The sequence below is a fragment of the Bradyrhizobium sp. P5_C12 genome, from assembly GCF_054049735.1.
On record NZ_JBFULU010000007.1, the window covers coordinates 222865 to 236746 of the forward strand.

Sequence of the window (13882 nt, forward strand, 5' to 3'; positions counted from 1 at the left end):
CCGTCACAGCTCCATGTAGACGATCTCGATCGGCTCGCCGCCGAGGCCGTGAGAGAAATGCCCCCTGCCTGTGGTCCTGAAACCGTAGCGTCGGTAGAAGGCTTCGGCGTTGATCGTGGCTTCGAGGCGGACCGGTCCGCCATGGCCCGCGCGCGCCTGGGCGACGCCGATGTCGAGCAGCCGCAGGCCGAGTCCCGCGCCGGCCGCCTCGGGCAGCACGAACAACCGGGTGACCTCACCGGGCTCGGCGTCGACGAAGCCGACGACGACGCCATCGCGAAGACAGACGGTCATTCGTCCCTTGGCAATGAGGTCCTCGTAGAACCGGGAGGTCCGTTCACCCATCCAGTTCTCGATCTGGGCCGGCGAATAACAGCCCTGCGCGAGACCCGCGATCGACGCTTTGGTGATGTTGAACACCGTCTCCGCATCGTCGCGGCGCGCCGCTCGAAAGGAGACCTCGCCATTGGCTGCCATGGGGTGATTCCGGTGTCGTCAGGGCGGGGCGCAAACGGACGAGCGCACCCTATTCGGCATGCTTGCGCATGCCGCTCTCGCTGAGCTTGTCGACGAAGGCGATCCCGATCGCCGAGGCCACGAAGGTGAGGTGGATCAGGACCTGCCACATCACACCCTGCTCGGTGAAGCCGGCGCGGCCGGAGCCGAGATTGCCGGCCTCGATGAAGGTGCGCAGCAGCGCAATCGAGGAAATGCCGATGATCGCCATGGCGAGCTTGATCTTCAACACGCTGGCGTTGACGTGGCCGAGCCATTCCGGCTCGTCGGGATGACCCTGGAGATCGAGTCGGGAGACGAAGGTCTCGTAGCCGCCGACGATGACCATGACCAGCAGATTGGAGATCATCACGACGTCGATCAGCGCCAGCACGCTCATCATGATCTGCTGCTCGGTGAGGTCGAGCGCGTGCCAGGACAGGTGCCAGAGCTCCTTGAGGAACAGCGCGATGTAGACGCATTGCGCCACGATCAGCCCGAGATAGAGCGGCAGTTGCAGCCAGCGCGAGCCGAAGATGATCATCGGCAGCAGCCCCAGGCGCGGCAAGGGTGGGCGGGGTCCGGTGCTGGCTTCAGGCTCAACCGACATTCAGGCGCATCCACGCATCGAGATGATCTCGCTTTCCTGTAACCCGACAAGATGGCTGGCGGAAGACGCTGCCTGCCGCCGTCCGCGGATAGCGAGCCCTGTGCTATCGTGCCGGACGAGCGCCGCGCGACGGCGTGGATCGGGAGGCGGACAGTGTCTTGCAGTCGCTTTGGCAGAGGTCTCGGCAAGGTCGCGCTTGGCGCGGCCATGGTCTTTGCCGCAGGAATGGCGGAGGTGTCGGCGCTGCCGCTGACGCCGTTTCGCGACGCGGCGCAGGCGCAGCGCCATTGCCCTGGCGACAAGGTGGTGTGGCTCGATTTCAGGAAAGGCGTCTACTACGCCAAGGGTCAGAAGCGCTATGGCCAAGGGTTCGACGGCAGCTTCGTCTGTCTGAATGAAGCCCGCGACAGCCTCTATCGCCGCTCGCTGCTGGGTTTGCGCTGAGCGACGCGCGACCGGAGCCTGGAAAGAGGGCGGGCTATTTCTGGCCCGGCAGCTTCACCGGTACGTGCGGAGCGGTGCTGATGACCCGGGGACTTCCGTCCGGATAGGTGCGGTCGCCGCGGATCAGCGATTCCAGGACCAGGAAAAATTTCTCGGCAAGCATGTCAGTCACCCTCGTTGGTGATGGCCTCTTGAAATGAGTCGAGGCACGAGCCGAGGAAATTCAATCAACTAAAAGGGAGCCCGGCAATCCGGGATAACCACGCGTGTTGCGCCGCAATTGAGAAGCGGTCGGAGCCGCGGGTCAGCCGAAGGCCAGTGCCACGAGGCTCGAGCAGAGCAGGACCAAGCCGCCAGCGGTCAATGCCAGGAAGCCATCGGATACGAAGTCATGGTTACGCATGGGACACCTGCCGCTCTCGTTTTCGATGCTCGGTCGGATCGCTTAAAATTGCCCGAACGCGCCGTCTTGAAAGAGATGATGCAATGTCGCCCGCGCGAGTGCCTCAGGCCCTCGTGCGGTAACCTTCAAACGCATGGGCCAGGAAGATCCCCGCGCTTACCAGACCCATCAGTGCCGAAACCGTCTCGATCATCGTTAAATTTCCAGTCCGCCCCTGCACGCGAGAAAACGCGTGCGGCCTTGCACAGTCAAAAGAATTCCAGTGAAAGCCGCGACAATGGGGGTGGAGTGAGGCTTCGGCGCAACAGACTGTTCTGGAGTGGCACAGGAAATGCCGCGGCGAGCCGCCGGTGTTCCGTAGATCAACGGGGAAGGGCGAACCTGGCGTTTACCATCTCGGTGCGAACGCTGCGCGCTCCCCATTTCCGCCGTGTTCGGGTTGCGATATCCTTGCGACTTCCGACGCGGTGGTGGGCCGCCTCGGAGCATAAGGACCGGAAGGCGCTCCCCGTAGCCAAAGCGGGTTGGGTACGCCTCCGGCGGAATGGTATTTGGGGCGAATGGGGATCCGACGGTCAGATTCGGTTTTGCGGGCCGCGCGTGGTGTTGCGGCGGCCGCGACCTGCCTCGCGCTCGCCAATTGCGCCTCGTCGGGCAAGTTCGCCAGCCGCGTCGATCCGAAATACGGCGTGTCCTCCAGCCCCCGCGTGGTGGCTTGGGGCGACCCGGTCCCGAAGGGCGGCGGCGCCTATCGCATCGGCAAGCCCTATGTGGTGGCCGGCCGGACCTACGTGCCTGAGGAAGACGTCAACTACCGCGCCGAGGGCATGGCGTCCTGGTACGGCGATGATTTCCACGGCCGCCTGACCGCCAATGGCGAAGTGTTCGACATGGGCTCGCTGACGGCGGCGCATCCGACCCTGCCCATGCCGTCCTACGCGCGGGTGACCAATGTCTCGAACGGCAAGTCGCTGATCGTCCGCGTCAACGACCGCGGACCCTATCACGGCAACCGGCTCATCGACGTCTCGAACAAAGCCGCCGAACTGCTTGAATTCAAAGGCAATGGCGTCGCCAAGGTCCGTGTCGAATATGTCGGCCGGGCGCCCTTGGAAGGCTCCGACGACCGCCAGTTGATGGCGACCCTGCGCACCGGCGTTCCGGCCCCGACCCCCTCCATGGTCCGGGTTGCCTCGGCCAGACCGTTCGTCCCTGAGCTGACGTCGTCGGGCCGGGGAGCGATCCGCGGCGAGGTTCCGACGCCGGAGGGGCGGCCCTACAATCTCGGCAACACCTCTGCCGATGTCGCCTCAATCAACGCGACCTCCGAGATGTCGGCCTCGAGCCGCGGCCGGGGCCGGGCGCTCCAGAACGCGCGCGCCGTGTCCTATGACGAGGACGGCCGCTACGCGACCGAGAGCGCTCCGTCCTCCGCCTATGTCTCCGATGGCGGCGCCGCGGAGGCCCGCAACATCCTGAGCGGCCGCGGCCTCTATTAGGCCGTCAACTTTCACCCGGCGGCATCGCGCCGCCAGCGTGTCCGTCATCAGAACGGCACGCGGGCCCGTCCCGTGAACGTCCAGATCTGCGTATTGCTGCCGATGCCGCCGAGCTCGGCCCCGAACCCGACGGTAGCGCCGCTGGCAAGCCTTGCGCCGATACCGCCTGTCACCCGTGCCGACCAGCCCTGGAGCAGTGGTGTCGACGCCAGCGGGATGCCGCCGGCGGCAATGATCGCCGCCGCATCGTCCTGGCTGAAGTAGTAGTCGGCGTAGACGCCGACATAGGGCGCCAGCAGCATGCTATCGAGCCACGGCACGGGGTAGGCCACCTTGTTGCCGGCCGAGGCGCGGCCGCTGGCGAAGTTGTGGGCGGACTGTTGAGTCCCGAGCGAGTCGACATAGGCGTTCTCCCGCTCCCACAGCGCGTACACCTTGGCCGACGGCTCCAGATAGAAGTTGGCCCATTTGTAGGTGCCGGTGAATCCGGTCGAGGCCATCCAGCGCTGGCCTGTGAAATTGCCCTGGGCGGTGCCGGCGGTACCGTCATAGCCGATGCCGGAGTAGGCCACGGCGGCGTCGTAGCGCAGAGTCGGGGTGATCTTCCAGCCGAGATAGGAGCCGACCGTCCAGCCGTCGCCCTTGAGCCTTCCGTTGATGTCATCTTCGGTGTAGCTGAAGTACTCGTAGCCGCCGACGACGCCGACCAGGAAATCAGGCCTGGCGCGATAGGTCAGCCCCATCAGTGCGTTGATTTGCTGGCCGCGGAGCGAGGCTTCGCTGACCTGCCCGACGCCAGCGGCATTGGACGAATTCCAACGGTCAATGCCGCTTCCGCGCACATCGGCCCACAGCAGCCACTGCTTGTCCTGCTGCCATTTTGGCACGGCCTTTTTCGGCATCTGCTGATTGATCGCGGCGAACGCATCGTCGACGCGCGAGCCGCTGCGGCGGGCCCGTCCAATGTTGTTCGAGCCCGCATTGTGCTCGGCGCCATAGGCGTCGCGTCCAGTGCTGCCCGCGCCAGCCGGCGGACTGTCGTCATCGCGCGGATCGGCCGAGAAATTGATCCGGATGCGGGCATTGCCGGGCGAGAGCAATGCACCGCCGTCCGTGCTGAAGCCGTCGGAAATGGCGTCGTCGATGGCCCCGGAGATGGCCTGGCCGGAATTCTGCGCCACCACCTTGGTCACGTTGAGCTGCAACGCGCGCAGCTTGAGACTGTCGGCGGGCACGTTCACACTCTGCGCCAGCGTGGGTGATGTGCTCGCCGCAAAGAGGGCGCTCCCCGAATAGCTAGCCGTCATAGTGTGGCTGCCGATGGCAAGCGTCGACGTCGTGAAGGTGGCAACGCCGCCGCTCAGCGTGCCGGTCCCGATCGGGCTGCCATTGTCGTTGAAGGCCACGGTGCCTGTCGGCGTTCCGCCCGTGCCGGTAACGGTCGCGCTGAACGTCACGGGCTGGCCGAACTGACTTGGGTTCTGCGATGAGGTCAGTGCGACGGTGGTGGCGACCTGCCCGACCGAAAGGCTGAAAGTCGCGCTCCCGGTTGCGCTGTTGGTGTCGGTGATCGTCACTGTGAAGGTCGTTGTCGGCTGCGTCGCCGTCGGCGTCCCGCTGATCGCGCCGCTTGTCGTGTTGAAGGAGAGCCCCGCAGGCAGGCTCGGCGAGACGGCGTAGGTCAACGCACCGGTGCCGCCAGAACCGGTCACGGGGGTGAACGGCGTCACGGCCTGATTGATCGGCAGTGCCGACGAAGGCACTGCCGTGGTGGCGGTGACGGCGCCGTTCACCGTGAGGCTGAATGTGCTCGTCGCGGTCGCGCTGTTGGCGTCGGTGACCGTGACGGTGAAGGTTGTGGCGCCGATCGTCGCGGTCGGCGTGCCGGAGATGCTGCCGTTCGATGTGCCGAAGGTCAGGCCGGCGGGAAGGGTGGGCGACACGCCGAAGCTGAGGGGCGCGGTGCCGCCGCCACCAGTGACGGGCGTGAACGTCGTCGTGGCATGGTTGGCGGTGAGCACGGTGGATGCGACGGCCTGGGTCGCCGTTACCGCGCCGCTGATCGTCAGGCTGAACGTATTGCTCGCGGTCGCGGTATTGGCGTCGGTTACGGTCACCGTGAACGTCGTTGCGCCAAGCGTGGCCGTCGGGGTGCCCGAAATGGCGCCGGTCGACGCGTTCAAGGTCAGGCCCGCCGGCAGCCCCGGCGCAATGCTGTAGGCGAGCGGCGAGGTGCCGCCGCTCCCGGTCACTGGTGTAAAGGGCGCTGCGGCGGCGTTCTGCGTCAGCGTCTTCGATGCGATCGACTGGGTGGCCGTGACGGCGGCGTTGATGGCGAGGCTGAAGGTCGCCGTCGCGGTGGCGCTGTTGGCGTCGGTGACGGTGACGGTGTAAGTCGTGGTCGAGCTTATGGCCGTCGGGGTGCCTGTGACCGCGCCCGTTGCAGGGTTGAAGCTCAATCCCGCGGGAAGCGCGGGGGAGACACCGTAACCCAGTGGCGACGTTCCGCCGGCGCCGGTGACCGGCGTGAAGGAGGCGGTCGCGACATTGACGGTCAGCGACTTGGACGGAACGGCCTGGGTTGCCGTCACCGCTCCGTTCACGGTCAGGCTGAACGTATTGCTCGCGGTCGCGCTGTTCGCGTCGGTCACAGTGACTGTATAGGTCGCTGTCGCACTGGCCGAAGAGGGCGTCCCGGTGACGGCGCCGCTGGAGGGGTTGAGGCTGAGGCCTGCGGGAAGGCTTGGCGAGACGCCGTAGGACAGCGGCGCGGTGCCTCCGCCGCCCGTCACCGGCGTGAATGAGGTCGTCGCATGGCCCGCTGTGAGCGTCACCGATGCGATCGACTGGGTCGCGGTGACCGCACCGTTCACGGTCAGGCTGAACGTGTTGCTGGCCGTGGTGGTATTCGCGTCGGTGACGGTGACCGTATACGTCGTGGTAGCGCTGGTCACCGTCGGTGTGCCGGTAATCGCGCCAGTAGTGGCGCTGAAACTCAGCCCGGCCGGCAAGGGTGGTGAGACGCCGTAGGACAGAGGAACTGTTCCGCCCGCGCCCGTGACCGGTGTCACGGAGGTTACGGCGTGGTTCTGAGTCAACACGACGGCGGCTACGGCCTGAGTTGCGGATACCGGGCCGTTGACGGTCAGGCTGAACGTATTCGTGGCGGTTGCGCCGATACCGTCCGTCACCGTCACGGTATAGGTGGTGGCGGCGCTCGAGGCCGTGGGCGTGCCGGTGATTTGGCCGTTCGCTGTGTTGAAGCCCAGTCCTGCCGGTAGTGTTGGTAAAATGCCGTAGCCGAGCGTGCCGGTGCCGCCCGCGCCCGTGACGGGCGTGAAAGCGGTCACGGCATGGTTGGCCGTGAGCGCCGCGGACGCGATCGCCTGGGTCGCCGTGACCGCGCCGTTGACGGTAAGAGTGAAAGTATTGCTCGCAGTCGCGCTGTTCGCGTCAGTGACCGTGATGGTGAAAGCCGAAGTGGCGTGCGTCACCGTCGGCGTACCCGTGATTGCTCCGGTCGAGACGTTAAGACTGAGGCCCGCGGGAAGTATCGGCGAGACGCTGTAGCCGAGTGGTGCCGTGCCACCCCCGCCGGTGACCGGCGTGGCCGGCGTCATGGCGTTGTTCTGTGTCAGCGTGACGGAGGCGACCGACTGCGTGGCCGTGACCGCGCTGTTCACGGTCAGCGAGAATGTGCTCGACGCCGTTGCGCTGTTCGCGTCCGTGATGGTGACGGTGTAGGTCGTCGTGGCGCTCGTGGCGGTCGGCGTGCCCGTGACGGCGCCGGTCGAGGCGCTGATGCTCAGTCCGGTGGGAAGCGGTGGCGAGATGCCATAAGCCAATGGCGCCGTTCCGCCGCCGCCGGTCACAGGGGTGAAATTGGTCGCGGCCTGGTTCTGCGTCAGCGTCTTCGATGCGACCGCCTGTGTCGCGGTCACTGCAGAGTTGACCGTCAGGCTGAACGTGTTGCTCGCGGTCGCGCTGTTGGCGTCGGTTACGGTGACCGTATAGGTCGTCGCTCCGCTTGTAACGCTCGGAGATCCCGTGATGGCGCCCGTCGACAAGCTGAAACTGAGGCCGCTCGGCAGTGACGGCGCGATCGCATACGTCAACGGCGCCGTACCGCCCGAGCCGGTCACGGGTGTGAAATTGGCCGACGGCTGATTTTGCGTGAGCGCCTTCGACGCGATCGCCTGCGTCGCGGTTGGCCCGGTGACGGTGAGGGCTGTCGGCGTCGTCGCAGTCCCGCCGGTCGCCGAAGCGGGGCCGGCAACCGAGACCGCACCCGTCGTGTAGGAATAGGTGTTGGCGATCGACGAGGATACGGTAAGCGTCACCGTGCAACTCCCGCTGGCATTGAGCGTTGCGCCGCTCAGGCTGAGACTGCCTCCGCTAAAGGTGGCGGTGCCGCTGGCGCAGGTCGTTCCGGCACCGCTGCCATTCAGGCCCGCAGGAAGGGCGCTCGCGGCGACGGCAAGGCCGGTTACCTGGAAGCTGTTGGGATTTGTGATGGTCACGGTCAGCGTCGACGTCGAGCCGCCCGCCGTCGAGATCGATGTCGGTGAAAACGCGGCGGCGATGCTTGGTGCCGTCACGGGCGGCGTGATGCTGGAAAGCGTGATCGTCAGGCCGCTGTCGGTATTGTTGTAGATGCTGTTAAGAGCATCGTCCGTCGACGCATAGTTCAGGACGATCGTATCCGAAGTCCCAGACGGCGCTTGAGTCATCGTCAGGGTGTAATTGACGAAGTAAATCGTCGGCCCGTTGTCTGTCGTCGCGGTGTTGGTCCCTATCGTGTATTTTCCGCCATTGCTTCCTGTGACCTGTGCAGTATCCACACCCGTACCGTTGGTGCCGGTGATAGGGAAATTCAAGGTGCTGCTGCCGCACGCAGAACTGTAGAGGCCGCTGTTGGCGACCTGGCTGTATTCGTTGATGACTTGGTGGTTCACCGTGTCGGGTACGAGCGTTGCGCCGGGGCCCGTTACGCCAGATACGCTGAATGTAATCTGATTGTTCAGCGTAATATTCGTGCTGACGGTCAATGCTGACACGCCGGAGCAGTTGGCTGCTAACGCGTTGGTCGTCCCAAGGGGAAGGCAGATTGCCGTCGCGGCCAGTGTTGCTGCGATGGCGGCGCGGCGCCGAACGGCTCCACCCCGCGCGCGGACGGGGTCAGGCACCCAAGCGCTCATGATCCGAAAGATCGACGCCACGCCATCCCCACCGGTCGTTTTCGGCTCCCGCAGAAGCCCACGACGCTAAAAGTTATAATTGTACCTGGCGTTCCTACAATTTTTAGGCGTGAACGTCCGCGACCAAATGCAGGAGCCCTGACGGAATGCCGCGAATTCGCGTTAGAGTGGTACAATTGCAACATTTGCCCGCGTAATGACGGGCGAGATGACGAAATTGTCCTATAAAAAATGCCTTATGAGCGCATTATCGAATTCGCGCAGTGATTGTGTCGATGCGAAAAGCTTGACCCGACGCTTCGGCCAGCCTAACAATCTTAGAGGGAATATTGGTATTACTAACTCATTGGTTTAGCGCTCGCCAAGCGGCTGCCTGTATCGTGCGGGCAGTAGCGGACTGGAGCGGACACGGCATTGAGCGGGGTGGGGAATGCCATATCAACCTGTCATGGGGCAGATCATGCCCTTCGCCGGCGCCATGATTCCCAGGAACTGGGCGCTCTGTAACGGCGCGTTGCTGCCGATCCAGAACTACCAGGCGCTGTTCTCGTTGCTCGGCACCTACTATGGCGGTGACGGGATGAGGACGTTCGCGCTTCCCGACCTGCGCGGCCGTGCCATTCTGGGCTCGTCCGGCCCGAGTGGCCAATACCCGGCCGGCGTGACCAGCGGATCGGTGTCGGTCAACATGACCGCGCTCCAGCTCCCGCAGCACAATCACCTCATCCAGGCGACGGCAGCAGATGGTGCCGGACGTGGCGCTGCTCCCACCAACAACATCTTCGCTACGAGCACGGGGCCGGCTGGGAAGTATATCTTCCTGGCCGCCGGCAATGCCGAAACACCACTGGCGATGGGCACGAATTTGATCAACGAGGGCGGCGGCCAGCCGCACAACAACATGCAGCCCTATCTGGTCATCAACTATTTGATCGCGATGCAAGGAACCTATCCGTCGCGAAACTGACCGGTCCTCGGAGCAGATTTCCACAAACCGGATTCAGCGTTTCAAGATTTCAAGCAATAGCGCCCGTGGTCCATCAGCACCGATCTGCTGGCGCGCACAGGCAGGGGGATATTCGAGATGGCAGATCCGTTTATCGGCGAGATACGCCTGTTCGGCTTTCCGCGCGTCCCGGATGGCTGGCTGGCCTGCGCCGGACAGTCGCTGCCGATCTCGCAATACGACACCCTCTATGCAGTGATCGGCACGACCTACGGCGGCGACGGAGTGCAGAGCTTCAATCTTCCTGATCTGCGCGGTCGCGTTCCGATCGGCCAGGGCGCCGGGCCGAACCTTCCCAGCTATGTGCTGGGGCAGATTGCCGGAGAGGAAGAGCATACGCTGATCGAGACCGAGATGCCGACGCATAGTCATGCGCTGCTGTCGTCAACGGCCACGGCGACCACGGCGACGCCCGGACCGACCGTGCACCTGGCGACCATTACGAGCGGCAATCTCTACGCCCCGGTCATGAATGCCGCTCCGTACGCGACGATGGCTGCTTGCGTCACCACGGCGGGCATGGGCATCGGGCACAACAACATGATGCCGAGCGTCGTCGCCAATTACTGCATCTGCAACGCCGGCATTTTCCCGTCACCGGGCTAGGTCGCCCGCACATCGCGTCCGTGGTCCGTCTCAAGGAATGCTAACATGTCAGATCCCTACCTCGGCGAAATCCAGGCGTTTCCGTTTCCTTGGGCGACCGGCGGCTTCAACAACGTCTGGCTACCCTGTTTCGGGCAACTCCTCGCGCTGCAAGCCTTCGCTCCGCTGTATTCGCTCATCGGTACCAATTACGGCGGCAACGGAACGACCAATTTCGCTCTGCCCAATTTGAACGGCGCGGTCACGATCAGCCAGGGCGCGGGCCCGGGATTGCAGCCGCGCGTCGTCGGCCAAGCCGTCGGCAGCTCCCAGGTGAGCCTGACCGGCGACAACATGGCGATCCATACGCACGGGCTGCAGCTCGGCAGCAGCAGCGCGCAAAATGCCGCGCCCGGTCCGGGAACGGGAATGAACATGGTCGCGCTCAACCCGGGCTTCAATGGCTTCGTGGCTCCGCCCGGCAACCTCACTTTGTCGCTCAATGCCGTCACGATGACGGGACAGGGGCTGCCCCACGACAATATGCAGCCGACCCAGGCCATTGTCTGGTGCATTGCCTATGCCGGCATCTTCCCGTCCTTCAGCAGCTCCTGATCGGTCAGGATCATGCAACGGGATGATTGACGGCGCGCAGCTCGACATCGTCCCGAACGCCCCGGGTCTGCGGCTGCGACCGGCAAACCTGACCGACGCGCCGTTCATCCGGCATCTGTTTGGGGAGGTGCGGACGGCGCAATTCGCGGCCATGGGCCTGTCGGGGTCGATCCTGGATCAGGTGATCGCACAGCAGTTCCGCAGCCAGACGGCCGGCTACGCCGCGCAATTTCCGGACGCGATTTCGTTGATCATCATGCAGAACGCCACCGCCATCGGCCGACTCCTGCTTCATTGCACGCGCGAGCGCTGGCACATCATCGACATCGCACTGCTCTCCGCTGATCGCGGTCTCGGCTTTGGCACAGCGATATTCGACGCTCTCGAAACGAGCGCTAAGAACCAGAGCACCAAGGCGCTGACGCTCTCGGTGCTCGGGGGCAATCTGCATGCGCGCCGGTTTTACCTGCGGCGAGGGTTTGCCGAGATCGGACCGGAGGGCGCCGTGCATATCGCGATGAGAAAGCATTTCGGCGAGAGCGCGATGAGGTGAGGCTCATCGCGCTTAGGTTGATGTTTGAGCATGATCTCCGCGCAAACGCGTTCCGCGTTTGTCGCGAGGGAAAACCGCTTCGCAATTTTCCGGGTCTGCCTTAACGCGCCGCGGTCTCGCGCAAGAACCTCACCAGCGCGTCGTTGACCTCGTCGGGCCGCTCCTGCTGCACCCAATGGCCGGCGCCCTCGATGATCAGCTTCCGCGTCAGGTTGGGCAGCACGCGCTCCAGCTCGTTGACGCGCTTGGCGCCGATCAGGCCGGTGATGACCGCGTCCTTGGAGCCGGCGATGAAGAGGGAGGGCTGGTGGATCTGCGCATCCTGCCAGGGCGCCGTCAGCTCCCAGTTGCGGTCGATGTTGCGATACCAGTTCAGTCCGCCGCGGAAGCCGGACTTGCGGAAGGTCTCGGTGAAATAGGCCAGATCGGTCTCGCTTAGCCAGGCGGGGAGCTGCTCCTCGGAGATCGCGTGGCCGAGGAAGCCCTTGCCCTCCTGCACGAACATGGCGGCACTGGGATCGGCAAGGCCGCGTCCGCCGAGCACGATCCGCATGGTCCGGGCGACGTCCCGCTCGAGCTCGGCTTCGGCGACGCCGGGGGTCTGGAAATACTGCCAGTAGAAATTGGTGACGCCGCCCTGACGCAGGAGGTCGAGCGGCTTGCCGCGGGCGCGGAACGGCGGCGGCACGCTCAGGCCCGCCACCGCCGTGAAGATGTCGGGGCGGAACAGCGCCGCATGCCACGCCACCGGCGCACCCCAGTCGTGGCCGACCACCATGGCCTTGCTCTCACCGAGCGCCTGCACCAGACCGACCACGTCGCCGACCGTGTCGAAGATCGAGTAGGCGGCAACGTCAGGCGGGGCCGCGCTCTGGCCATAGCCGCGCATGTCGGGGGCGACGACGTGAAAGCCGGCATCTGCGAGCGCCGGGATCTGGTGGCGCCAGGAGTAGGAGAGTTCCGGCCAGCCATGGCACAGCACCACCAGCGGTCCCTGGCCGGCTTCGCGGATGAAGAGGTCGATCCCGTTGGCCTTGATCACGCGGGTGGAGGACATCGCTTTTCCGCCTTGTTTCAGGGGTTTGGTCGAGAAACATCAGGTGCCACGATAGGGGCGCGCCGAGAATCGTGCAAACTCACCGACAAGCGGCAACCTCGTGTTGTTCGCACCGGTTCCAACTGTTAGAACGCCGCTCTCAGGGCTTGGCCATGGCATTTCGTCTCTTTTCGCTCCGTCGCACCCGGTTTGCAGCCGGAGCACTGGCGCGCGGGCTGATCGCGGCGGTCCTGGTGGCGAGCGTCGGCTGGGGCGGCGTGCTCTACGCCGCCAACCAGAGCGTCCAGGGCGCCAAGAAAGCCGAAGATTCCGGCTTTGACGGGGATGCCCCCACCGCGATCCTGATCGAGGCTTCCAGCGGCAGTGTGCTGTTCGAGAAGAACGCCGACGAGCTGCGCGCGCCCTCCAGCATGATGAAGCTGATGACCGCGGAGGTCGTCTTCAACGCCATCAAGAAGGGCGACATCAAGCTGACCGACGAATACCGGATCAGCGAGAACGCCTGGCGCCGGGGTGGGGCGCCCTCCGGCGGCTCGACCATGTTTGCCGCCATCAACAGCAAGGTCTCGGTCGACGATCTCCTGCATGGCGCGATCATCCAGAGCGGCAACGACGCCTGCATCGCGCTCGCCGAAGCCATGGCGGGCAATGAGCGGATTTTCGCCGCCGACTTCATGACCAAGCGCGCCCGCGAGCTCGGCCTGACCAAATCGACCTTCGCCAACTCCAACGGCTTGCCCGACCCCGGCAACAAGATGACGGTGCGCGAGCTCGGCATCCTCGCCCGCCACATCATCCTGGACTTCCCCGAATTCTACAAACTGTTCGGCGAGAAGGAGTTCACCTGGAACAAGATCCGCCAGCCCAACCGCAATCCGCTGCTCAACGCGCTCGAGGGCGCCGATGGCCTGAAGACCGGCTTCACCAAGGAGGGCGGCTACGGCATGGTCGGCTCGGCGGTGCAGAACGGCACGCGGCTGATCGTCGTCGTCAACGGCCTGGAAGATCCCGAGGACCGCGCCACGGAAGCCAAGAAGATGCTGGAATGGGGCTTTCGCAATTTCGAGACCCGCACCTTGATCGCCGCCGACCAGCCCGTCGGCTACGCAAAAGTCTTTGGCGGTGAGAGCCGCTCGGTGAAGCTCGTCGCCAAGACGCCCGTGAAGGTGATGGTGCACAAGAATGGCAGCGACAAGCTGATCGCGCGCGTCGTCTATAGCGGTCCGGTGCGCGCCCCGATCGAAGCCGGCCAGAAGGTTGGCGTGGTCAAGGTCTGGCGCAGCGGCAATATCGCGGTGGAGACGCCCGTCTACGCGGCTGAGCCGATCGGCACCGGCTCGACCATGCGCCGCGCGATCGACGGTGCCAGCGAGCTCGTGATCGGCATGTTCCGAGCGGGCGCCGAGAAACTCTGATC

The 13882-nt window shown here is 64.8% G+C and carries 13 protein-coding genes; 8 read left to right on the forward strand and 5 right to left on the reverse strand.

Annotation, left to right across the window (positions count from 1 at the left end):
* Nucleotides 1-3: 3 nt before the first annotated feature.
* Together ACXJMY_RS09320 and ACXJMY_RS09325 are read right to left on the reverse strand one after the other, a co-directional pair.
* Nucleotides 4-477 carry an N-acetyltransferase family protein gene (locus tag ACXJMY_RS09320; protein WP_456619024.1) on the reverse strand — a complete coding sequence of 158 codons (474 nt, stop codon included), beginning with the start codon at nt 475-477 and terminating at the stop codon, nt 4-6.
* A 49-nt stretch (nt 478-526) separates the two neighbouring features.
* Nucleotides 527-1105, reverse strand: coding sequence for a TIGR00645 family protein (locus tag ACXJMY_RS09325; protein WP_456619025.1), 579 nt, complete (start codon nt 1103-1105; stop codon nt 527-529).
* 153 nt (nt 1106-1258) lie between these two features.
* Here ACXJMY_RS09325 and ACXJMY_RS09330 point away from each other — a divergent pair, with 153 nt between their 5' ends.
* A complete protein-coding gene (locus tag ACXJMY_RS09330; RefSeq protein ID WP_456619026.1) occupies nt 1259-1549 on the forward strand; it encodes a hypothetical protein in 291 nt (96 codons plus the stop codon).
* A 34-nt stretch (nt 1550-1583) separates the two neighbouring features.
* Here the strand turns inward: ACXJMY_RS09330 and ACXJMY_RS09335 are convergent, their stop codons facing one another.
* Nucleotides 1584-1712 carry a hypothetical protein gene (locus ACXJMY_RS09335; RefSeq protein ID WP_456619027.1) on the reverse strand — a complete coding sequence of 43 codons (129 nt, stop codon included), beginning with the start codon at nt 1710-1712 and terminating at the stop codon, nt 1584-1586.
* Between the two features lie 800 nt (nt 1713-2512).
* Here ACXJMY_RS09335 and ACXJMY_RS09340 point away from each other — a divergent pair.
* Nucleotides 2513-3451 carry a septal ring lytic transglycosylase RlpA family protein gene (locus ACXJMY_RS09340; RefSeq protein WP_456619028.1) on the forward strand — a complete coding sequence of 313 codons (939 nt, stop codon included), beginning with the start codon at nt 2513-2515 and terminating at the stop codon, nt 3449-3451.
* Between the two features lie 47 nt (nt 3452-3498).
* Here the strand turns inward: ACXJMY_RS09340 and ACXJMY_RS09345 are convergent, their stop codons facing one another.
* Complete coding sequence (locus tag ACXJMY_RS09345; protein WP_456619029.1) at nt 3499-7791, reverse strand: putative Ig domain-containing protein; 4293 nt, start codon at nt 7789-7791, stop codon at nt 3499-3501.
* Here ACXJMY_RS09345 and ACXJMY_RS09350 point away from each other — a divergent pair.
* From ACXJMY_RS09350 to ACXJMY_RS09370, 5 genes are all read left to right on the forward strand, one after another.
* A complete protein-coding gene (locus tag ACXJMY_RS09350) occupies nt 7760-8104 on the forward strand; it encodes a hypothetical protein (protein ID WP_456619030.1) in 345 nt (114 codons plus the stop codon). The genes ACXJMY_RS09345 and ACXJMY_RS09350 overlap by 32 nt on opposite strands.
* A gap of 975 nt (nt 8105-9079) precedes the next feature.
* Complete coding sequence (locus tag ACXJMY_RS09355) at nt 9080-9616, forward strand: phage tail protein (RefSeq protein WP_456619031.1); 537 nt, start codon at nt 9080-9082, stop codon at nt 9614-9616.
* Nucleotides 9617-9733: 117 nt separating this feature from the next.
* Complete coding sequence (locus ACXJMY_RS09360) at nt 9734-10261, forward strand: phage tail protein (protein ID WP_456619032.1); 528 nt, start codon at nt 9734-9736, stop codon at nt 10259-10261.
* Between the two features lie 45 nt (nt 10262-10306).
* A complete protein-coding gene (locus ACXJMY_RS09365) occupies nt 10307-10855 on the forward strand; it encodes a phage tail protein (RefSeq protein ID WP_456619033.1) in 549 nt (182 codons plus the stop codon).
* Between the two features lie 22 nt (nt 10856-10877).
* Nucleotides 10878-11408, forward strand: a complete 531-nt coding sequence (locus tag ACXJMY_RS09370) for a GNAT family N-acetyltransferase (protein ID WP_456619034.1) — start codon at nt 10878-10880, stop codon at nt 11406-11408.
* 100 nt (nt 11409-11508) lie between these two features.
* Here ACXJMY_RS09370 and ACXJMY_RS09375 read toward each other — a convergent pair whose 3' ends face one another.
* Nucleotides 11509-12465 carry an alpha/beta fold hydrolase gene (locus tag ACXJMY_RS09375; RefSeq protein WP_456619035.1) on the reverse strand — a complete coding sequence of 319 codons (957 nt, stop codon included), beginning with the start codon at nt 12463-12465 and terminating at the stop codon, nt 11509-11511.
* A 152-nt stretch (nt 12466-12617) separates the two neighbouring features.
* On the opposite strand from ACXJMY_RS09375, the gene ACXJMY_RS09380 reads away from it, so the two are divergent.
* Nucleotides 12618-13880, forward strand: coding sequence for a D-alanyl-D-alanine carboxypeptidase family protein (locus ACXJMY_RS09380; RefSeq protein ID WP_456619036.1), 1263 nt, complete (start codon nt 12618-12620; stop codon nt 13878-13880).
* Nucleotides 13881-13882: the final 2 nt, after the last annotated feature.